Annotated in this window: 20 protein-coding genes and 1 pseudogene; 8 read left to right on the top strand and 13 right to left on the bottom strand. The window is 68.9% G+C overall.

Annotated elements, in window-relative coordinates; all coding sequences use genetic code 11:
* The first annotated feature begins 69 nt into the window (after positions 1-69).
* Positions 70-426, top strand: a complete 357-nt coding sequence (locus tag G6N60_RS14190; protein WP_163738187.1) for an STAS domain-containing protein — start codon at positions 70-72, stop codon at positions 424-426.
* Positions 427-458: 32 nt separating this feature from the next.
* On the opposite strand, the gene G6N60_RS14195 is transcribed toward G6N60_RS14190, so the two are convergent.
* Positions 459-809: an ANTAR domain-containing protein gene (locus G6N60_RS14195; protein ID WP_163738189.1), complete on the bottom strand. Its 351-nt coding sequence runs from the start codon at positions 807-809 to the stop codon at positions 459-461.
* 136 nt (positions 810-945) lie between these two features.
* Positions 946-3063 carry a catalase gene (locus tag G6N60_RS14200; protein ID WP_163738191.1) on the bottom strand — a complete coding sequence of 706 codons (2118 nt, stop codon included), beginning with the start codon at positions 3061-3063 and terminating at the stop codon, positions 946-948.
* Between the two features lie 290 nt (positions 3064-3353).
* Between G6N60_RS14200 and G6N60_RS14205 the strand changes: the two genes are divergently transcribed.
* Entirely contained in the window at positions 3354-4085 is a 732-nt protein-coding gene (locus G6N60_RS14205) for a GAF and ANTAR domain-containing protein (protein WP_163738193.1), read from the top strand.
* Positions 4086-4211: 126 nt separating this feature from the next.
* Here the strand turns inward: G6N60_RS14205 and G6N60_RS14210 are convergent, their stop codons facing one another.
* Positions 4212-4766, bottom strand: a complete 555-nt coding sequence (locus G6N60_RS14210; RefSeq protein ID WP_246240682.1) for a TetR/AcrR family transcriptional regulator — start codon at positions 4764-4766, stop codon at positions 4212-4214.
* A gap of 219 nt (positions 4767-4985) precedes the next feature.
* Here G6N60_RS14210 and G6N60_RS14215 point away from each other — a divergent pair, with 219 nt between their 5' ends.
* Both G6N60_RS14215 and G6N60_RS14220 read left to right on the top strand, forming a co-directional pair.
* Positions 4986-5939 (top strand): alpha/beta hydrolase, encoded by a 954-nt coding sequence (locus G6N60_RS14215; RefSeq protein ID WP_197746941.1) that lies wholly within the window; start codon positions 4986-4988, stop codon positions 5937-5939.
* A 91-nt stretch (positions 5940-6030) separates the two neighbouring features.
* Positions 6031-7443, top strand: coding sequence for an MmgE/PrpD family protein (locus G6N60_RS14220; protein ID WP_163738199.1), 1413 nt, complete (start codon positions 6031-6033; stop codon positions 7441-7443).
* 41 nt (positions 7444-7484) lie between these two features.
* Here the strand turns inward: G6N60_RS14220 and G6N60_RS28915 are convergent, their stop codons facing one another.
* Together G6N60_RS28915 and G6N60_RS14230 are read right to left on the bottom strand one after the other, a co-directional pair.
* Complete coding sequence (locus G6N60_RS28915) at positions 7485-8447, bottom strand: LysR family transcriptional regulator (RefSeq protein ID WP_163738201.1); 963 nt, start codon at positions 8445-8447, stop codon at positions 7485-7487.
* Positions 8448-8563: 116 nt separating this feature from the next.
* Positions 8564-9574, bottom strand: coding sequence for an NAD(P)H-dependent flavin oxidoreductase (locus G6N60_RS14230; protein ID WP_163738204.1), 1011 nt, complete (start codon positions 9572-9574; stop codon positions 8564-8566).
* A gap of 742 nt (positions 9575-10316) precedes the next feature.
* On the opposite strand from G6N60_RS14230, the gene G6N60_RS14235 reads away from it, so the two are divergent.
* Complete coding sequence (locus tag G6N60_RS14235; protein WP_163738208.1) at positions 10317-11063, top strand: chitin-binding protein; 747 nt, start codon at positions 10317-10319, stop codon at positions 11061-11063.
* Positions 11064-11207: 144 nt separating this feature from the next.
* Positions 11208-11477 carry a hypothetical protein gene (locus G6N60_RS14240; RefSeq protein ID WP_163738211.1) on the top strand — a complete coding sequence of 90 codons (270 nt, stop codon included), beginning with the start codon at positions 11208-11210 and terminating at the stop codon, positions 11475-11477.
* A 51-nt stretch (positions 11478-11528) separates the two neighbouring features.
* Here G6N60_RS14240 and G6N60_RS14245 read toward each other — a convergent pair whose 3' ends face one another.
* Positions 11529-12302: a bestrophin-like domain gene (locus tag G6N60_RS14245; RefSeq protein ID WP_246240685.1), complete on the bottom strand. Its 774-nt coding sequence runs from the start codon at positions 12300-12302 to the stop codon at positions 11529-11531.
* A 309-nt stretch (positions 12303-12611) separates the two neighbouring features.
* Between G6N60_RS14245 and pknB the strand changes: the two are divergent.
* A pseudogene (gene pknB / locus G6N60_RS14250) lies at positions 12612-13934 on the top strand (Stk1 family PASTA domain-containing Ser/Thr kinase); the annotation flags it as partial.
* 79 nt (positions 13935-14013) lie between these two features.
* Here the strand turns inward: pknB and G6N60_RS14255 are convergent.
* The 6 genes from G6N60_RS14255 to G6N60_RS14280 form a co-directional block, all read right to left on the bottom strand.
* The gene (locus G6N60_RS14255; protein ID WP_163738217.1) at positions 14014-14613 is read right to left on the bottom strand and encodes an LGFP repeat-containing protein; all 600 of its coding nucleotides are present in this window, start codon (positions 14611-14613) and stop codon (positions 14014-14016) included.
* Positions 14614-14695: 82 nt separating this feature from the next.
* Entirely contained in the window at positions 14696-15085 is a 390-nt protein-coding gene (locus G6N60_RS14260) for a cellulose-binding domain-containing protein (RefSeq protein WP_281355798.1), read from the bottom strand.
* A gap of 157 nt (positions 15086-15242) precedes the next feature.
* Positions 15243-16115, bottom strand: a complete 873-nt coding sequence (locus G6N60_RS14265; RefSeq protein ID WP_163738223.1) for a helix-turn-helix transcriptional regulator — start codon at positions 16113-16115, stop codon at positions 15243-15245.
* A gap of 22 nt (positions 16116-16137) precedes the next feature.
* Positions 16138-16932, bottom strand: coding sequence for an SDR family oxidoreductase (locus tag G6N60_RS14270; RefSeq protein ID WP_163738226.1), 795 nt, complete (start codon positions 16930-16932; stop codon positions 16138-16140).
* A gap of 138 nt (positions 16933-17070) precedes the next feature.
* Positions 17071-18006 carry an SDR family oxidoreductase gene (locus tag G6N60_RS14275; protein WP_163738229.1) on the bottom strand — a complete coding sequence of 312 codons (936 nt, stop codon included), beginning with the start codon at positions 18004-18006 and terminating at the stop codon, positions 17071-17073.
* 29 nt (positions 18007-18035) lie between these two features.
* Positions 18036-18665: an NADPH-dependent F420 reductase gene (locus G6N60_RS14280; RefSeq protein ID WP_163738232.1), complete on the bottom strand. Its 630-nt coding sequence runs from the start codon at positions 18663-18665 to the stop codon at positions 18036-18038.
* A 91-nt stretch (positions 18666-18756) separates the two neighbouring features.
* Between G6N60_RS14280 and G6N60_RS14285 the strand changes: the two genes are divergently transcribed.
* Positions 18757-19236, top strand: a complete 480-nt coding sequence (locus G6N60_RS14285; protein WP_163738235.1) for a MarR family winged helix-turn-helix transcriptional regulator — start codon at positions 18757-18759, stop codon at positions 19234-19236.
* A gap of 22 nt (positions 19237-19258) precedes the next feature.
* Here G6N60_RS14285 and G6N60_RS14290 read toward each other — a convergent pair whose 3' ends face one another.
* On the bottom strand, positions 19259-20101 hold the full coding sequence (locus G6N60_RS14290; protein ID WP_163738239.1) for a UbiA family prenyltransferase: 843 nt from the start codon (positions 20099-20101) through the stop codon (positions 19259-19261).
* Between the last annotated feature and the right edge of the window lie 5 nt (positions 20102-20106).

Here is a 20106-nt window from a genome sequence, read left to right on the forward strand (position 1 = left end):
AACGAGACCGAAGAATGGATGTGGTGTGGTGTGGCTACGGCAGTTCGCCGAGGCGTGGACGGAGCGGCAGTGACGAATGACGGCGCGGGCATCGAGGTGACGGTTCTCGACGTGGAGGGGGTGACCGTGGTGCACGTCAAGGGCTCGGTGGACATGCTGACCGCCGCCACGCTCGGCACCCGACTCCTCGCCGCGGTGGCCGAGCACCCCCGCGCACTCATCGTCGATCTGACCGAACTGGAGTTCTTGGCCTCGATGGGCTTGCAGGTCCTCCTCGACGCCCACGCCGCGGCGGGACCCGACACCACGATGGTGGTGGCCGCCGACGGCCCGACCACCAGCCGCCCGCTTCAGATCACCGGCATCGACGACACCATCGCCCTGTATCCCACTCGCGCCGCGGCCCTGCAGGCCCTCGCGGGCTGACCCCGCGCGAGCTCGCCGCGGCCCGCGGTCGGCTACGAGACTTCGTGGGCGACGCCGTCCGTCTCCGGGCGTCGGATGCGTTCGTGGCCGGTCGTCAGCATCTCGTCGAACACCGGTTGTTCGGGAATGTAGTCACGGTCGTTGACCTCGGCGACGTCGGCACGGAACTGCGCGACGACGACGTGGATGTTGGTGCTCGTCCGTCGGGCCTGTGACCGCAGCATCTCGAACGCTGCGTGCTCGTCGATGCCGTAGATGACCATCAGCATCCCCTTGACCTGTTCGAGCGGACCGCGGGTCGCGATGATCCGCGCCACCGCATCGGAGATGGCCTGCTCGGTGGCGGGATCATGGGCCGGACGCACGGGCGGGTCGGTACTCACGGGTGGGTGCCCCTCTGCGCAAGGTCTCGCGCACGTCGCGACGGGACCGAGGCGGCAGGGGTCCGGGCTCACTCGGTTCGGGTCGACGCTACACGTCGACCGTCCCGGCCCGGGCCCCCGCACCGACCCCGCCCCCCTACCCCGCGGCAGAGGGAACCATGGAGGCCATCACCATCGGTGCTCGATCCCACGCGCGGTGCATGCCGAGCGCGGTGACCAACGTGGTGGTGAAGGTCTTGTCGACGCCGTCGGAGAGCGCGACGCCGGGGTCCTCGGCAGTGATGCCCGCGGACGCCAGGATGGCAGCGCCGTCGCCCCAGGCAGCAATCGCCTTGCAGTGTCGGAACGCCTCCTGCAGCAACACGACGAGTTTGACGTCGCGGGTGGGGGTGGTGCCGTCGGCGACGACCAGCGCATCGAATTCGATGGAGCGGGCCGTGGCGAGGGTGCGGTCCACGGTGACCTTCTTGCGGCCGGCCTTCAGCTCACCGCCGACGGGTGCGATGATGAAGCTCGTGACCTTCAGCGCCGCAAGGGTTTTGACCATCTTCTCGATACCGGCGAGGTCGGAGCCGGCGTCGGCGACGATGCCGACCTTGCGGCCGTCGACCGGGCCCGGTGCGGCCAGCATCTGCACCAGAGCCGGGGAGACGGTGACGTCGGCGGCGGGCTGCCCCTTGGGCGCGGGCAGGCCGAGGCCGGCGGCGACCTGGGCGCAGAGATCGGTGTCGACATGGGCCAGCACCTGCAGCTGGCGCTCCTTGATGGCCTTCTCGTAGACCTTGCCCAACTCGAAGGTGAAGGCCTCCACCACGTGGGCCTGCTCCAACGCGCTGAGGCTGCGGTAGAACATGGTGGCCTGGGAGAAGTGGTCCTCGAACGAGACGGGGTTGGCGCGCACCGCGTTCCCCTCGATGAGCCGCGGCGTCTGGACGTACCCGCCGTGGGCCTCGTCGGCGGGCAGCGGCTGATCGTCGTCGATGGAGTTGGGCCGATACGCCGCGGTGCCGGTGTGAATCGCCGTCTGATGCATGCCATCTCGCAGCATGTCGTTGACCGGGCAGCGCGGGGCGTTGATGGGCAACTGGGTGAAGTTGGGGCCGCCGAGTCGGGTGAGCTGGGTGTCGAGATAGGAGAAGAGCCGCGTCTGCATCAGCGGGTCGTTGGTCGGTTCGATGCCCGGAACCAGATTGCCGGTGTGGAAGGCCACCTGTTCGGTCTCGGCGAAGTAGTTGGTGGGATTGCGGTTGAGCGTGAGCTTGCCGATCACCTGCACCGGGCACAGTTCCTCGGGAACGAGTTTGGTGGCGTCGAGCAGGTCGATGCCCTCGAAGGTCTCGGTACCGTCGTCGGGCATCACCTGGATGCCCAGTTCGTATTCCAGGAAGGCGCCCGCTTCGATGCCGTCGGCCATGTCGCGACGATGGAAGTCCGGGTCGACGCCGGCGGCGATTTGCGCTTCCTCCCACACCAGGGAGTGCACGCCCGCGACGGGCTTCCAGTGGAACTTCACCAGACTGGTCTCGCCGGCCTCGTTGACCAGCCGGAAGGTATGTACCCCAAAGCCTTCCATGGTGCGGTAGGAGCGCGGGATGCCGCGATCACTCATGTTCCACAGCACGTGGTGGGTGGCCTCGGTGTGCAGGGAGACGAAGTCCCAGAAGGTGTCGTGCGCCGACTGGGCTTGCGGAATCTCGCGGTCGGGTTGGGGTTTGGCGGCGTGGATCAGGTCGGGGAACTTGATGCCGTCCTGAATGAAGAAGACCGGAATGTTGTTGCCCACCAGATCAAAGGTGCCCTGGTCGGTGTAGAACTTCACCGCGAAACCGCGGGTGTCGCGCACCGAGTCCGCCGAACCGCGCGACCCGAGCACCGTCGAGAATCGGCAGAAGACGTCGGTGGTCGTGCCCTTCTCGCCCAGGAACGCGGCCTTGGTCACCGAGGCGGCGGTGCCGTAGGACTCGAACACGCCGTGAGCGGCGGCGCCGCGGGCATGCACCACCCGCTCCGGAATGCGCTCGTGATCGAAGTGGGTGATCTTCTCTCGCAGGTGAAAGTCCTCCAGCAAGCTGGGCCCGCGCGGGCCGGCCTTGAGGGAGTGGTCGGTGTCGGGCAACCGCAATCCCTGCGCGGTGGTCAGGTAGCTCCCCGACTGCGCTCGCGGATCGCCGTGGTCGGCGGCGGCGTCGTTCGTGACGCCGGTGGGGCTCGCCGGCGTGGGCGCGGTCTGATCGGGCTTGGGCGTTGCGGGCATGGATCCTCCAAGGACGTGACAACCATTGACGAGCGCGACGTCGACGACCCATTCACGCGGGAGTGGGTGGTGATGACGCGCAGTCGGTCCTCGTCGTCCTCGGGGCTGGGGGCGCCAACGAATTCCGTGGGGCGAGTCATACCCGACCCGATCCGCGGTAAACACCGCCAATTCGGCGCATTCGCACCCGGCGGGTGCCGGATCGTCGAAGCTGGTTGAATCGACGGGTGTCGCTGATCACGCCTGAACCCGGACCTCTCGTTACCGGCCTGGACGACCGGACCTCTACGGTGACCTCCCTGATGCACGACGTGGCCGAAGGCTTGGGGGATCTGCCGGAGGAAACGTGGAGCAGCCTGGGCCAGCTCAGTCGCGCGCTCCACATCGCCGACGACGCCGGCCTCGATGCGACCCTCGTCGCCGTGCTGGCCGCCGCGGTGGGGCTCATCGACGGTGCGCAGGCCGCCGGGCTCAACCTGTTCGAGAAGGGGAAGTTCATTCCCCAGGCCGTGTTGGGCAGTACCCCGCCTCCGCTGGACGAGTTGCAGAAGCGCACCGGCGTCGGACCGTGCATCGACGCCTCCCGCGAACAGACCACCATCGAGATCACCGACACCCGACACGACGACCGCTGGCCGGACTTCACCGCCCTCGCCGAAGAGGTGGGGGTGTCGTCGATGCTGTGCGTGCCGCTGTGGGTCGACCAGCGCCGGGTGGGCTCGCTGAGCCTGTACTCCCCCACCGTCGCGGCGTTCAGCCCGTCGGCGACCCAGCTCGCCGGGCTCTACGCCACCCACGCCGCATTGGCGCTCGCCCAGGCCCAACGCGCCGAGCAATTGCAGCGCGTCGTCGCCAGCCGGGATCTGATCGGTCAGGCCAAGGGCATCCTGATGGCCACCCGCGGCTGGCGCGCCCAAGAGGCGTTCGACGCGCTCGTCGACACCTCGCAACGGCTCAACCAGAAAGTCGTCGACATCGCCGAGGCGGTCGCGACGACCGGCCAACTACCCGCCGTCGACTGACGCCGATCCGGCACCGGCGACGAGGAGCTGGTGACCAGCGTCACCGAGAACTTTCGAACGTCGTTCTGCAGCTTGGCCATTGGCGAGGCGCACGACACCTAGTGGCCTCGTTGGACTGACACTCGCTCAGCGGGCCATCGACATCACGTCGCGAACCAGCTGCCGCGGATGGTCGTCGGTGACGTCGAGGGCGAAGGCGACGTGATGGTAGAGCGGTGAGATGACGTGATCGAGGACCTGTCGAACCGTCGGCGTCCTCTCGCCGCGTGCGCGGGCCCGGTCGACCATCTCCGATGCTTGCTCCTGCCGCGCCTCCATGACCGGGCAGCGAACGGTCGCCGCGGTTCGGGCCGACACCATGGCGCGCAGATACCGGGTCCGCTCGGGCCGGGTGATGTCACGCGCGATGAGCACGGCCCACTCGGTGAGGTCGGCCTCCAGCGATCCGCAGTCCGGTGGCACGGCACCGTCGCGCGTCAGCACCGCCACCGCGACCTCTTCGAGAAGCGCGTTCACGCCGTCCCAGCGCCGGTACAGCGTCGTGGGGTTGACGCCGGCCCGTTCGGCGATGACGGGAAAGGTGAGCTTGGCAGCCCCCTCGCCGACCAGTTCGCCGACCGAGGAGTGGATGGCCGCCAACACCCGTGCCGCCCGCCCGCCGGTCTCACGATCAGTCACCACGACCCGACATCATACGCAAAGATCTTTGCTTTTCGAGCGACTCCCCGATTACGATGAAAAGCAAAGATCATGGCTTTTGGGGGTTGCGTAGTGAGACGGTCAACATCATTGTCGGACAGCACCATTGAGGGCTCGACCCCGTCATTGGGCTCGCAGACCGTCGGCACCCGCCGCCATCGAACTCACTACCTGCACAGCGGGCCGCCCGATGGGCCCCTGATGATCTTCGTCCACGGGTGGCCGAGCATCGCCCTGATGTGGCGGGCCCAGATGACCGCGTTCGCCGCCGACGGATGGCACTGCGTTGCCCCCGACCTGCGCGGCTACGGGGGCTCCTCGGTTCCGACGGACATCGCGGCGTACACGATCGAGGAGGTCGTCGCGGACATGGTCGAGTTGCACGATCACCTGGGCGGCGCACCCGCGATCTGGGTGGGCCACGACTGGGGCAGCGTCGTGGTCGCCAGCCTGGCCGCCCACGAACCCGGCCGAAGCCGCGGCGTGGTGCTGACCTCGCTGGCATACCAGCCCGGCGGGCACGCCCTGCAGACGGTGGTGCCGCTCGTCGATCGAACGATCTATCCGGTCGACGCTTACCCCGACGGCCAGTGGGACTACTACCGCTACTACACGACGCACTTCGACTCGGCCGTGGCCGATCTCGACGCGGACGTGGCCGCATCACTGGCTTCGATCTTTCGACCTGGCGATCCCGCCAGTGCCGGAGAGGTGTCACCCAACGCCCTGGTCTCCCGTCACGGCGGCCGCTTCGGTTCGGCACATCGCGCCCCGGCCACTCAGCCCGATCCCGCACTGTGGCCGCCGGCGGACTTCGACGTCCTCGTCGAGTCGTTGCGCACCAACGGCTTTGGTCCCAGCTGCGCGTGGTACCTCAACGACGACGCCAACCTGGCCCATGCCCGCTCGGCCCCCGACGATGGCCGGCTGTCACAGCCGGTGCTGTTCGTCAACGGGGACTACGACCAGATCTGCAGCATCACCGGCAACCGGCAGGGCGATCCCATGCGGGCCGCTTGCGCTGACCTCACCGTCGTCTCGATGCCCGCCGGACATTGGTTACCCCTGGAACGGAAGGCGGCACACGTCGAGGCGATCCGCACGTGGCTGCGGGACGAGGAGCTGGCCACGCTCGGTCCCGCAGCGGCACCGTGAACCGATTCCTCAGACAGATAGGAATTGCGACCTGGACGCCGTCGGCCGACCGGGGTTGAGTCGACGTCGATGACGACGACGGGAGATCCGAATGACCGATGAGACGCGCTACGTCGTCGACGACCTGGCGGCCTTCACCGTCGCCGCCGAACGGGCCGATCTGGCACCGGGCCCGTCGAAGACGTTGCGGCGCAACGTCCTCGACAGCATCGCCTGCGCCATCGGAGCACTCGACGGCGAGCCCATCGACGCCATCCGTGCCCACGCCGTGCAGGTCAGTGGCCCGGCGTCGGCGACCGCCGTGGGTGGGGACCGGCTGTCGGTCGACCAAGCTGCGTTCTTCAACACGGTGCTGGTGCGCTACCCGGATCTGCTCGACACCTATCTCACCCCGGGCGGACTGTGCCATCCGGCGGACAACGTCGGCGCCGTGCTCGCCGTGGCAGAGCACACCGGCGCGACCGGATCCGACTTCCTGCTCGCGCTGGCCGTGGCCTATGAGATTCAGTGCCGGTTCAGTGCTCAGGTGCCGCTGATGGCCAAGGGCTTCAATCACGCGCTGCAGCTGGCGATGTCGGTGAGCGCGGGGTCGGCACGACTGCTCGGCCTCGACGCCGCGGCGACGGCCGATGCGATCGCCGCCGCCACCGTGGACAACGTGTCGCTGGCCGCGGTGCACGCCGAGCCGGTGGCCAACTGGAAGGGCCTGTCACCGGCCATCACGGCGATGCGGGCGGTGTACGTGAGCTTCCTCGCCGCCCGCGGAATCACCGGCCCCAAGGCGGTCTTCGATGGGCCCTTTGGTCTCGTTCGAATGCTCGGTCAGGACATCGACTTTCGCACGAGCGATCGCGCTCTGGTCGCAGTCGAGCAGACCTACCTCAAGCAGTACTGCTCGTTGATTCACGGCCAGGCGCTCATCGACGCGACACTGCGCATTCGGGAGCAGGAAGGCCTGACGGGTGCCGACGTCGAAGACGTCGCACTCCACGTGTTCCAAGGTGCGTACGACTTCGCCGGCGGCGGGTCCTACGGGGACAAGTCACGCGCGTGGACGAAGGAGCAGGCCGACTACAACGTCAAGTATCTGGTTGCGGTGGCGCTGCTCGACGGTGCGGTCGGGCCCGCGCAGTTGGAGACCGAGCGCGTGCGCCGCGATGACGTCCAGGAGCTCGTGAAACGCGTTCACGTCACGGCGGCCGACGACCTGACCGCCGCCTATCCCGAGCGCACCGCCGTCAGGGTGCACGTCACGACACACACGCGTGGTGTCTTCAGTTGCGAGCAGGCAGATTTCGAGGGTTCCCCCACACGGCCGATGTCGTGGGACCGGGTGGTCGAGAAGTTTCACTGGCTCGCCGAGCCGTTCTGCGAGGAGCCGCTGCGCGAGGACATCATCGCCGCCGTGGACGCCATCGACGCGATCGAGATCCGCGAGTTGACGGGCCTACTGGCCGCCGTGCATCCCACCCCGCTGAGGCCACGTACGCGCCACCGTCTGTGATCGATTGCGTCGCCGTGCCTTTCGACGAGACCGGAAACGACTCAGGACCGCGGACGGGGGATTTCGGCCTCGGCGAGGGCGGCGCGGTGCGGGTCGTCCGACGGTACCCACCAGTGGGGCGGCGGAGGAACGATCCATCCAGCGCTGCGGGCGTGCTCGCGCAGCGCACGCACGACGTGCGCGACCGCAGGCCGGTCGTCGTCGGCGCGGTGCACCAGCGACCACGTCCACATCGGGACGGGGTCCACGGGGCGCACGCCCAGCGTCGGTGGAATGGCCGCCGTGTGGCGTTTGGGCGAGGCGAGAACCGCCGCACGAGCCTTCCGCACGTGGCCGAAGAACGCCTCACCGGTGATGCCCCCGTCGTCGATCCGGCGGACCCGGGCGCCAGTGTGCGTGGCGAACTCCTCGACGAAGCGGTTCCACGACGACCAGGCCGACTCGTCGGCATCCACCAGCACCGTCACGTTCTGGGCGCTGACCGGTTCGTCCGACGTCGTCCCCGGCACGACGGCACGAAGCGGCTCGGCGAACAGCAAGTGCGCGTCCAGTTTTCGCCGTGCGGCAGCGGTGGCGCCGATCCAGGTCACGGCGAGGTCGAGGGTCCCCTCCGCCACCCGATCGGCCTGTGAGTGCGACGGCAACACCCATTCGTCCACGCGAACCGGGACCGTGGGGCCGACGACGGCAGCCACGTCGTTGGGTAACCAGCTCACGTAACCCAATCGCAGAGGCGCGCTCAGGGTGGCGGTCTGACGCACGCGGTCACGCGCCGACTCGGCGAGCCCGACGATGTGGCGCGCGTCGTCCAGCAGCGTGCGCCCAGCCGCGGTCAGCCGCACACCCCGCCGGTCACGGATCAGCAGCTCGACGCCCACGTCCCGTTCGAGGGCGATGACTTGTTGGGACAGTGCCGGTGCGGAGATGTGCAGCCGCTCCGCCGCACGACCGAAGTGCAACTCCTCGGCGACGGCGACGAAGTAGCGCAGCTGCCGCAGTTCCATGCCTGCGAGCCTAGGTCACCGCCTGCGTGCCGTTCACCGATCGTCGGGTGCGCGACTCGCCCCGCCCCCGGGTGGGTTCGCCTCGACCGTCGGCGGTCCGGAGCGCGCTCTCCGTGTCATCGGCCGGGTGACGCGAACGACGTTCCCGCAGAGGACGATACGGACGATCCCCCAGCGAGGATCGAGCTCGCCGAGGCGACCATGTCGTCGATGATGGCGGCCGCGCCGTCGACGGTGTCGACGAGGCCGATGGATTCACCGACGATGACGTTGGCCAGCCGATAGTCCTCGTCTTCGACCGCGGCGTCGAAGACGCGTCGCTGGGCCCGCAGGTCGGCGCGCAGACCCGCCTCATCGCCGTGCCAGTGGTCGGTGAACGCGTTGCGCAGGACACGGCCCGTGTACCCGCTGGGCCATGACCTCTCGCGGACGACGTCGAATGCGCTCTGTCGGAGGGTGTCGTCGCCGCTGGCCTGTAGTGCGCGGGCTTGCGCGGACTTGGCGATCGCCGCCTCGCTGGCGGCCCAGAACCGCGTCCCCACGACGACGCCGTCGGCGCCGAGTGCCAACGCCGCCGCCAGACCACGGCCGTCCGCCACTCCCCCGGCGGCCAGCAACATGACCTCTGGGGCGTGGTCGCGCAACAGGTCTGCGATCTCCGGCACCAGGGTGAAGGTCGAGCGGGTACCCGTCCCGTGACCACCGCCCTCGCCGCCCTGCGCGGCGATGGCGCAGGCGCCGACGTCGATCGCACGACGGGCCTGCTCGACGTCGTGCACCTGACAGATCAGCGGAAGGCCGGCGGCCACCACGGCGGGCGCGTGTGGGGCGGGGTCGCTGAACGAGAGGAAGACGTTGGCCGGACGCTGCTCGACGACCATCTCGAGCAACCCGGGCTGCTGGGCCATCGACCAGGTGATGAATCCGACGCCGAGTCGCTTCGACGGATCGTGGGCGAACTGCTCCCGCAGCCACGCCCGGTCGCCGTAACCACCGCCTAGTATTCCCAGTCCCCCGGCGTCGGCGACCGCACTGGCCAGTCGCCAGTCAGCGACGTAGTCCATGGGCGCCAGCACGATCGGGTGACGGATGCCGAATCGTTCGGTGAAGCGATTGCGCAACTGCATGATGACCTCCGTGAAGGGGTGGCGTATGTCCCTGCCCCTCCAGTCAAGTCAGTCGTTGTCGTGGCGTCCACGACGAACCGACGAAGAGTGATAAGCGCGCGTTGACACGGGTCTGCGTCGACGCTTCTTCCTCAGCGTGTCGGGGCGGAGCTGTGTCGAGGCGCTGCGACGGCTCGAGGACAGCGGGGCCGACCACGTCGTGCTCCAGCCGATCAGCGGATGCGAAGAGCAGCAGATCGACCTGTTCGGAGCGCATGTCCTACCGCTCGTCGCCGCGGCTCGGCGGTGACCTTCCGGGACTGAGCCCGTCATCCGAGCCACGGGCGGGCGCGCCGGAACGCACCGGTGCGCCACGTTGCTGAAATTCCCGTCGCGGGATGAAGTCGACCTGAATCACCGCGGCCGCACACACCGCTTTTCGACGGTGCCGCAAATGGGAAGCTCCCCGCCCGTCGGCGCCGCGATCCAGATGCTCGTCGTACTCGCGCGCGCAGCGAAGCGCCGGTCGAACGTGGCACCGCAGCGGCCCGCGCGAACCGCCATCGTGTGTCGGAATGTGGCGACGGGTAACGAAGATCGTTCTCCCGGCGACAGACATGTCGGGAGCAGGGTTGTCCGCGTAGGGAATCCCTGACACCGTGAAGTGGGGCAGTCCAGCCCAGGAGAAACCCGTCGATTGGGTGTGCACTTCCTGTGGGTTGACTGACTCGGAGCAACTACTCCGGACGAAGGAGCAACGACGATGAACTTCAAGAAGGCAGTGGCAGGGGCAACCTTTGCTGGCGCGATTGGGCTGACATTGGTTGCCGGAAGCTCGGGGGTCGCACTCGCGGCACCCGGTGGGGGCGGCGGTTGCCAGCCTCCGTTCTGTGCGGGCGGACCTGGGCCGGGTGGCCCCGGCGGTCCAGGCGGTCCCGGCGGCGGCCCGCAGGCACCCGGCGGACCGGGCGGTCCCGGCGGCGGCCCGCAGGCACCCGGCGGGCCAGGCGGTCCAGGCGGTCCCGGCGGACCCGGTGACTTCCGTGGACCCGGCGGACCGGGTGGTCCCGGCGGCCCCGGTGGTCCCGGCGGCCCGGGTGGACCCGGCGACTTCCGCGGACCTGGCGGGCCCGGTGGACCCGGTGACGACCACGGCCCCGGTGGACCCGGTGGCCCCGGTGACGACCACGGCCCCGGCGGCCCGGGCGGACCCGGCGACTTCCGCGGACCCGGCGGACCCGGCAACACCCGCGGACCCGACGGCCACGACTGGGGACCACGTCCGCCCGACGCCTTCAGCGGCTTCCGCGGCGCCCCCTGGGGTGACGGACCCGCTCCCTGGGGCTGGGGAGCACCCCCGCGGGCCGGCTGGGATCGCCCCCTGCCGCCTCCCGGTGGGTTCTGGAACTACGGGCCGGTGAACTACTTCGGCTACGACGAGACCCCCGTGTTCGACCCCGGCTACAACGCCTGGGGCTTTTACTTCTTCGGAATCTGGATCCCGCTGTAACCCCTGCTCGACGGCCGCAGCCGCCTCGCCCATGCGAGGCGGCTGCGTTCGTTTCGCCCGATGGGGCCGCGTGTCAGGAACACGTAAGGGTGGTCGGTGCACACGCCTCGGAATGCATAGATCATCAATGCAGTTGGCATTGACATGCGATCACCTCGCCTTGCGCGCCTGACCGTCGCCGCTGCGGCCGCACTTGCCGTGACGGTCGCGCCGATGGCCATGCTCGTGTCCACTAGCGCGTCAGCTCAGGCGAGCGGCTGCTACGGCGGCGTCACCGTCCTCAACCCGTACGCCAGCAGCTGCTCCATTCCGGGTCCCGTCAACCGAGTCCGCGGGTCTGCCCCCGACGCCAACGCGATCATCGCCTGTCGGCATCACCCGGGTTGCCTCGCCGCCTACATCAACGGCCCGTAGCGGGGTCCATCCGCACGCCATTCGAGGCGAACGATATTGTGGCGCAAGCGATTAGCGTGGATTGCCGTCTTCGTCGCACGGAACAGCGATGCCCGCTGCGACGTGGTCGAGCGTGCGGGTCATCTCGGTCGGCCCGATACTGCCGTGCTCGCCCGCATACGGATGGTCGAGGAAGAACACGACGAGCAGACCCGCCGTCATCAGGGCCGACACACACGCGATCGGCAAGGCTTGGATGAAGCGGTTCTCGCGCGGGTCGGCCTGCACCACCATGTAGGTGAGCGTGAGGGTGGCGCCGATGCCCAGGGCGAACCACAACGGAGCGGGAAGGGTGGGCGCCGCCTCGGCGAGGCGCTCCCGCCGCCCGTCGCGCCGTTGCGCCTCCTGGTCGAACCACTGGCCATACGCCGCGTCCTCACGCGAGTCCCGCGGCGCCGTGCTGGCGAAGTCGCCATGCAGCCTGTCCACCCAAACCTCGCTGAGATCGCTGCTTCGGCCATCGCGCATCGCGGGCCATTCGGCATTGATGACGGCTCGCCCGTAACAGGCCAGGTCGCCTCTGAGGCGGTCGCCAGCCGGAGCGGGCAGGATCCTGGCGACCGAGTTCAGCTCGTTGACGGCGACGGCCTCCATGCTGGCGCCTTCGCGGGCACGCTGAAAGCTCTGCAGCGCGAAGAGGATGACGAACGCAAGCATCACGGCGAACATCATGCCGATCACCGACAGCGACCCGGCGCTGCGCGTCAAGTCGGTGAACCATCCCCCTTGGGGAGCCCGCCGGCGGACGAGGAGTTTGGCGGTGACCGCGATGGCGACCACCGCCACGACGATGAAGGGGATGAGCCAGGTGAACACGGCCACGACTCTAGATCGCTAGACGGGTGGGCTGGCCGAAGCCATGGCTGATCCCACTACTGCAATTTCCTCGATCTAGCGTCGAGGACTACTGCATTTCACGTGCGCTGGGCACTCGTCGTCGGCGCCGAGGCGGCCACCAAACCGACCGACTATCTCCGCACGGCACTCTTGAGCGGCACAAACGTGCCACGATCAGCCGGTGGCCATCGTCATGCGCCCCGGTAACGCGCGCCGGGCTCGGAACGCGGCGTGGCACGCGAGGCCGGGAACGTCGCCGTGACTCCCCAGCAACGCCTGTCGGGGCGCTACGAGCTCGGTGAGCTGCTGGGCATCGGCGGCATGTCGGAAGTGCACCTGGCTCGCGACGTGCGGTTGCAGCGCGACGTCGCCGTCAAGCTCTTGCGCGCCGACCTCGCCACCGACCCGAGCGTCAACGCCCGGTTCCGGCGCGAAGCGCAACACGCCGCTGCGTTGAATCACCCCGCCATCGCCGCGATCTACGACACCGGTGAGGTCGACGGTCCCACCGGCTCCCAGCCCTACATCGTCATGGAGTACGTCGACGGTCTGACGTTGCGGGATCTCCTCTCCACCCGGGGACCACTGACGGTGCGCCGCGCCGTCGACGTGGTGGCCGAGGTCTGCGCGGCGCTGAACTTCAGCCACCAGCGCGGAATCGTCCACCGCGACGTCAAGCCGGCGAACGTCATGGTGGGGCCCGGTGGCGCGGTGAAGGTGGTGGACTTCGGTATCGCAAAGGCCATCGCCGACAGCGCCCACAGCGTCACCCAGACCGGGGCGGTCATCGGTACGGCCCACTACCTGTCACCGGAGCAGGCCCGCGGTGACCGCGTGGACGCCCGCGCCGACGTCTACGCCCTGGGCTGCGTGTTCTATGAATTACTGACGGGCACAACACCTTTCGTCGGAGACACGGCCGTAGCGGTCGCCTATCAACACGTGGGCCGAGAGCCGGTGCCGCCCTCGATGCGTGACGGCGCCATTCCGGCAAGTCTCGATGCGGTCGTGCTGACGGCAATGGCCAAGAACCCCGACAACCGCTATCAGACCGCCGGGGACATGCGCGCGGACCTGGTGCGGTGGCAACGCGGGCTGACCCCGCACGCCGCTGACGGCGGCGGCAGAACGGCATCGGACCGGTTCGACGCCGCCGACGACGACCCGCCCACCGACGACGTGTCGACGTCGCAGGCAGGAGACGACGCGGAGGCGACCCCGTCGATCAGGCGGTGGCTGGCCGTCATCGGCGTGCTCGTCGTCCTGACGGTGGCAGGCACCTTGGCGGTCGACGTCATGCACCGCGACGACCGTGGCGCGTCCGCCCCGGACGCATCGACCCGTCCGGAACCGATCGTCAGCCCGAGTCCGTCGACGAACCCGACGGGGATCGCCGTCCCCGACGTGTCCTCCCTGACCTACGACGACGCCGTCCGCAGGCTCACCGCCGCGGGCTTCCAACGGTTCCAGAAGGTGTCGCTGCCGTCTCCGCCCGAGATGAAGGATCGGGTCTTGGGCACCAACCCCCTGACCAATCAACGCATTTCCGTCACCGATGAGGTCACCGTCGTCCTGGGCTCGGGCCTGCTGCCCGGCGACGCTCACCGTTGACGTAGCGCCGTCGAAACCCTTGCCGCTTAACGACTCTCGATGAAACGGACTAGAGCCCAGCGGGGACGACCTTGCCGTCGACCGTCACCGTCACCTGATCGGTCTTCGGGTCGTACTCGATCTTCCCGTGATCGAAGGTCGTGACGAGGAGATCGCCGACGGCGTCCTCGTCGCTGGTGGGTGCGCCCAGCGGACCCACCGAGCCGTTCTCTCCGGTGACCGCGGGCACGCCCTGCGGGTCGCGCGGGACATTCCAGGCCTGCCGGATCTTGCCCCAGGTGATGTAGCCCGGCGTACCCGCGTCGGCGTTCTTGGCGGTGATGACCCCACCCTGGAACTGCTGGAATACCAGCCCGCTGTCTCGCGTTCCCGCGTTGCGGTCACCCGTCAGTGGTTTGCCGAGAGCCTGTCGCTGACTATCGCTGGCCGACGCGTACTTGGCGGCGATCGGACCGGTCAGGGTCACTTCGACGTCTCTCTCGCCGATGAGCTTCACGTCCGCGGGTGGAGCCGGCGTCTCGGAGGTGACGACGAGCGCCACCGATGGCGCCGATGCGTCGACGCTCGCGCCGTTGCCGCATCCCGCGGTGATGAGCGCGACGACGGCGATGCCGACACCTGCCGTATGACGGAAGTCCATTGTCCTCATGGGCCCACCCTCGCGGCTAGCCGTCGTGCAGGTCAAATCTTGGCGGCACGGCTCGCCTGGTCGGGATCGGTCGCCACGGCCACTAGCTGCAGGGAATTTGCCCGTTCAGGACGCAGTTCGACGGCGGCGTGTAGGAACCGCTCAGGACGCCCCGCATTCCGCCGGTCGCCGATCCGCCCGGTGCGATGATGCGGTTCCACGTGGCGGGGGTCAGGACGTAGTGCGTGCCGTACTGCACGAGGGTGCTGCTCCACGTATGCGACACCGATTCACCGGCGGGCAGGTCGAAGTCGAGCCGCCAATCCGTCATCGGCACGGCGCTCGCGTTGACGATGGTGAAGTGCGCGATGAAACCGGTCTGCCACGTCGATGACACCGACAGGCGCGCCCCGACGACCGCCGCGTGCGCCACCGGCGTGATCGTCAGACCCGCTGCCACGGCGACAACCCAGGCCACCAGCAGGTGGACCACGACCCTGCGACGCCTCGCGCATTCCTCCAGTACGGCCACGGCAGCCGACACTAGGCCCGCGCGGTCGCCGTCGGCCCGCACGGCGCGGATGGGTCGCAGATCCTTTGCGCGATCGAGACCGCCACGACACCGGGGGGCGACGCGGAACCCCGGCCCATCACCCGCCGGCGACGCGAAGCTCGGCCCACGACGCGAGCAGGGCCAGACCGTCGGCGGCGCGACTTCCCGAGGGAACGGTGTAGACGTTCAACTGCAGGCCGGGGTCCGAGGGCAGATCGAGGGACTCGAAGTTGAGGTCCAGCCTGCCCACCACCGGATGGTGCACCCGCTTGCTCCCGTGTCCGTGCAGCCGTACGTCCTGCGACGCCCACTGGCGGCGGAACACCTCACTCCCCGTAGACAATTCGTCGACGAGGGCGATGAGGTGCTCGTCGCGGGGATTGCGCCCCATCTCCATGCGCAGCATGGCGGCCGCGTTTCGCACCGCGTGGTCGTAGTCGACGAAGAATGCCTCGGCCTCCCGGGGATGCAGGTACACGAAACGCGCCGTGTTCGCCGGCCGTCTCGGATCGGCGAGCACCGGTGAATACAGTGCGCGCCCAAGGTGATTCATCGCGAGTACGTCGTGGCGCGCGTTGCGGATCCAGGCCGGCGCCGTGGTGATGGCGTCGAGCAGCTCCTGCAGCGCCGGACGCACCGTCATCAAAGGTTGACGGGTCCGCCGCGCACCGGGTGACCCGCACTGGCGGGCCAGATGGAATAGATGATCGCGCTCGGCGTCGTCGAGCTGCAGTGCGCTCGCGAGTGCGTCGAGCACGCCGTCGGACGCGCCGCCCAGGCCGCCGCGCTCGATGCGCACGTAGTACTCGACGGACACCCCCGCCAGCAGCGCCACCTCTTCTCGGCGCAGACCTGCGACCCGCCGCCTGCCACCGTAGGCGGGCAGGCCGGCGCGCTCCGGGGCGATGCGGGCGCGGCGCGACCTCAGGAATTCACGAATCTCGGTGCGCAGCTCGCGCGTGGCCTCCATCCGTCCACCGTAGGTCGGCGCGTTACGCGGTGGTGGCGATCCCTCCGTCGACGGGAATGACGGTGCCCGTCAGATACGCACCCGCCCGGCTGGCGAGGAAGACCGCCACGCCTGCCATGTCGTCGTCGCGACCGATTCGGCGCAGCGGGGCCGACGCCGCGATCACGTCGCCGAATTCGTCGAGCGTGGCGGCCATCATCGTCGAGGGGAACGGCCCCGGTGCCACGGCGTTGACCGTGATGTGTTGCGGGCCAAGCTCTTTGGCCAGCACTCTGGTCAATTGATGCAGCGCGGCCTTGCTGCTGGAGTACGAGTAGTTGGGTCGGTTGGGAATGTGGATGGCAGCGATGCTGCCGATGTTGACGATCCGCGCGGGATCATCGGCGGTCCCCGCCACCCGAAGTGCCGGCAGGAGAGCCTGTGTCAACCAGAACGGCGACTTCAGATTGATGTCGACGACGGTGTCCCAGGCAGCGTCCGGGAACGTGGCCAACGGTTCGTCCCACATGGCGCCGGCATTGTTGACGAGGATGTCCAGAGTCCCGGAGCGAGCGGTGACGAGGTCGGCGAGCCGGTCGCATTCCTCGTGTCGGGACAGATCCGCGGGGATGGCCTCGACGTGGCCGAATGCGGAGAGCCGTTTTTGCGCCCGGGCGCATGCCGACGCGTCACGCGAGCTGATGACGACGTCCGCGCCCGCTTGGAGGAGTCCCCGCGCGATCATCATTCCGATGCCCCTGGTGCCGCCGGTCACCAGACCGCGCTTGCCGCTCAGGTCGAACAGTTCCGCGTGCGTGGCGAATGGGCTTGCTGTCACGTGCCGCCTCTCTCGTTGATCGTTCGAGGCCGTCGGCCCCCGGTGAGAAACGTAAGCGGCCCGCTCGGCGGAAAGGAGACCCTGGCGATGGAGGTACCGCCAGGGCCCCCCTTGCCAACGGCATGTCGGTGTTGCGCGTCAGCCGCCGGCGAAGTAGTGGCCGTCGTCCAGATCGTCGAACAGCGTGGGATGAAAGGGGTTCCAGCCCAGGGTGTCCCGCGTGACCTCACTCGTCGTCGGGAGGTCCATCGACACCAGACTGGTGAGCGAGCCGTAGTAGCCCGGCATGACCATCACGTCCATGGGGATGCTCACCGCAGGCAGCTCGAGACGTGTGGCGATTGCCTCCGCGATGTCGCGGAACGGGATGCTCCCCTCCTGGACCGCATGCCAATACCTCCCGGCCGGACCCTGCTCCAGCGCCAACCGGAACACCGCTGCGACGTCGCCGACGTGCACGGCATTCCACGCGTTCGTGCCGTCACCGGGATATCCGACGAATCCCTTCTGCCGGGCGAGAGCAATCAATCCCGGAAGGAATCCTGCGGTATCGGTCCTGCCGTGGGCAATGAGCGGTAGCCGCACGATCGACGATCGCACTCCCCTCTCGGCGAGGCCGATCACGGCCCGTTCCACGACGTTGCGGGCTCGGAGTGTGCCGGTGTCCTCATCCCTACTGGGCGCAGCGGGGTCGTCCTCGGTGGCCGGCCTGCCCAGGTGTCCGGGAGAGCCGATGCTGCCCGCAGCGACCAACGGCTTGCCGGTTCCCTCCAGCGCCTCGCCATAGGCCAGCATGATCGGTAGTTCCGCCGCGGCCACGGCGTCCATCCCGCCGGAGGGCAGGAGGTCCTGTCGGTGCGCGACGTGCACGACGCCGTCGGAGTCCGCGGCCGCCTCCTTGAGCCCATCGACGTCCTCGAGATCGCCGCGTCGTACCTCTGCACCGAGAGCGGACAGGGTCGCCGCGGCCGTGTCCGACCGGGCCAGAGCGGTGACGTGGTGCCCCGCCGCGATCAGTTCGGGGACGATGTACGAACCGGTGTGGCCGGTCCCGCCAGTGACGAATACGCGCATGCTGCAATCCTTTTCGTTTGGGGACGCACTTAGAGGAGGTTGACGCCGAGTGAGAAGTTGGTGTGCTTGATGGAATGGTTGGCCAGGCCCATCTCCAGCAGGCCCGCGTCCTCCAGCGCCCTCGCCATATGCAGTGGTCCGGCGTCCTGCGGGCGTAGGCCGAGGCTTTGAACCCACGTCGACACCCGCGCCTTGGCCTGCGCGTCGTCGCCGGCGATGAAGACGTCGATCGGGCGATCCTTGGCGGAATCGGCCAGCACGACGTTCGCGAACAGGGTGTTGAACGCCTTGACGACGTGTGCGCCCGCGGGAGCGGCCCTGGCGATCTCCTGCGCGCCGGAACTGCCCTCGGGGGTGACGAACCCGGTCATGTCCGGGTTCACGGGATTGCTGATGTCGACGAGGACCTTGCCGTCGAGGGCATCTCCGTACTCGGCCACGACCGCCGTCGCGCTGGCGTAGGGCACCGCGAGGACGACGATGTCCCCGACCGGGGCGGCGCCTGCCGACCCCACGGTGGCGCCGTCCAGCGCGGCGGCGAACTCCGCGGCCCTGGCGGAGTCGCGGCCGATGACCTCGACGGAGTTGCCGCCGGCGAGTGACCTGTCGGCCAACGCCTTGGCCATGTTTCCCAGGCCGATGATGCTGATGCTGCTCATCGCGTACGTCCCATCTCGAGTAAAAGTTGACTCGTCAACCATAAGCATCTTATTGGTGAGGCGTCAACCAAACGCGGTAGCATCGACGTCGATGAAACCCAAGTGGCTGAACGCGCGCGAGGACCGCGCCTGGCGGGCGTTCATGCACGCCCACCATCGGCTCGACGTCCACCTCAACCGAGGCCTGCAGCGGTCGGGCCTCTCGGGCGCCGACTACGAAGTCCTGGCGGCGCTCACGTCGTCCGACGGGGGTCGCATGCCCGCCCGCGACCTGTGCCTCGCGCTGGGTTGGGAGAAGAGCCGCCTCTCCCATCAGCTCCGACGCATGCAGAAGGAAGGGCTGATTGACCGCGAGCCCAATCCCGACGACGCCCGCAGCACCGTGGTCCACCTGCTGCGCGCCGGTCGTGCCGCCATCGAGCGGGCCGCGCCACGCCACGTCGAGGACGTCCGACGCGACTTCATCGACCTGTTCTCCCCCGACGAGCTCGACACGCTGGCCGCGCTCAACGAGCGAGTCCTTCGCCACCTGGCCGCGGGCCACGACGCCGACGGCGACGAGCCGTCGTGATTCTGGTCCCGATCGGCCGGCCCTACGGGCGGTAGCCGCCCACGGCCAGCACCACGACGTCGACGGCCGCGATGCCGAAGGCCGCAGCGAACGGCAGCCGTCCGGAACCACGGGCACCGACCACCGCGAGCAGTGCGGCGGGCGCCAGCCCGATGAGCGCCACCCAGCGGCGGCCGGACGCCACGACCAACAGCACCGACGCCGACAGCAGGAGCACCAGCGCAACCGTGCGCACCGCACCGGGACCCCAGCGGGCAGCGACGCGCTGGGGCAAGCCGGCGACGCCGGTGGCGCGGTCGGCGACGAGGTCGGGAAGCACGTCGGTGAAGTGGCCGCCGAGCCCGACCAGGGCCGCACCCACGGTCACCGACCACGGTGGCATGGGTTGACCCGGCAGGGTGCTGGCCGCATAGGCCGGAATGGGGCCGAACCCGACCACGTACGCCAGCCCGGACGCCCACGTCGACTTCACCCCGAGGTTGTAGGCCCACGCTGCGCCGATGATGACGGCCAGCAGAACCGCGGTCGACACGCTGATCGCCCACGCCATGCCCAGGGCCACCACTAGCGCGACCCAGGCCGCGACCATCACCGTCCGTGCGCTGATCGCTCCGGTGGCGACCGGCTTGTCCGTCCGACCCGCCGCGGCGTCGCGCGACGCATCCCACACGTCGTTGGACCAACCGATCGACAGCTGGCCCACCAGCATGGCGGGTCCGGCGAGGAGCCGACCGATTCCGTGGGGCGCGGCCTGCACCGCCAAGGCGGTGACCAGAGCCGAGATGGCCAGCGACGGCACCAGATGACCGGCGACCAGCAGAGCTCGGACGCGGGCGGCGACGTTCGACGTCGGGGAGTGTGACACCGGAT

The sequence above is a fragment of the Mycolicibacterium madagascariense genome, from assembly GCF_010729665.1.
GTDB lineage: Bacteria > Actinomycetota > Actinomycetes > Mycobacteriales > Mycobacteriaceae > Mycobacterium > Mycobacterium madagascariense.

What these genes read in the sequence shown, in the direction of transcription:
- G6N60_RS14240 (WP_163738211.1), top strand. Translation starts at nt 11,208, where the DNA reads ATGCGATCACCTCGCCTTGCGCGCCTGACCGTCGCCGCTGCGGCCGCA.
- G6N60_RS14230 (WP_163738204.1), bottom strand. Translation starts at nt 9,574, where the DNA reads ATGCAGTTGCGCAATCGCTTCACCGAACGATTCGGCATCCGTCACCCG.
- G6N60_RS14215 (WP_197746941.1), top strand. Translation starts at nt 4,986, where the DNA reads ATGATCTTCGTCCACGGGTGGCCGAGCATCGCCCTGATGTGGCGGGCC.
- G6N60_RS14200 (WP_163738191.1), bottom strand. Translation starts at nt 3,063, where the DNA reads ATGCCCGCAACGCCCAAGCCCGATCAGACCGCGCCCACGCCGGCGAGC.
- G6N60_RS14220 (WP_163738199.1), top strand. Translation starts at nt 6,031, where the DNA reads ATGACCGATGAGACGCGCTACGTCGTCGACGACCTGGCGGCCTTCACC.
- G6N60_RS14285 (WP_163738235.1), top strand. Translation starts at nt 18,757, where the DNA reads ATGAAACCCAAGTGGCTGAACGCGCGCGAGGACCGCGCCTGGCGGGCG.
- G6N60_RS28915 (WP_163738201.1), bottom strand. Translation starts at nt 8,447, where the DNA reads ATGGAACTGCGGCAGCTGCGCTACTTCGTCGCCGTCGCCGAGGAGTTG.
- G6N60_RS14255 (WP_163738217.1), bottom strand. Translation starts at nt 14,613, where the DNA reads ATGAGGACAATGGACTTCCGTCATACGGCAGGTGTCGGCATCGCCGTC.
- G6N60_RS14235 (WP_163738208.1), top strand. Translation starts at nt 10,317, where the DNA reads ATGAACTTCAAGAAGGCAGTGGCAGGGGCAACCTTTGCTGGCGCGATT.
- G6N60_RS14265 (WP_163738223.1), bottom strand. Translation starts at nt 16,115, where the DNA reads ATGGAGGCCACGCGCGAGCTGCGCACCGAGATTCGTGAATTCCTGAGG.
- G6N60_RS14280 (WP_163738232.1), bottom strand. Translation starts at nt 18,665, where the DNA reads ATGAGCAGCATCAGCATCATCGGCCTGGGAAACATGGCCAAGGCGTTG.
- G6N60_RS14275 (WP_163738229.1), bottom strand. Translation starts at nt 18,006, where the DNA reads ATGCGCGTATTCGTCACTGGCGGGACCGGCCACACCGGTTCGTACATC.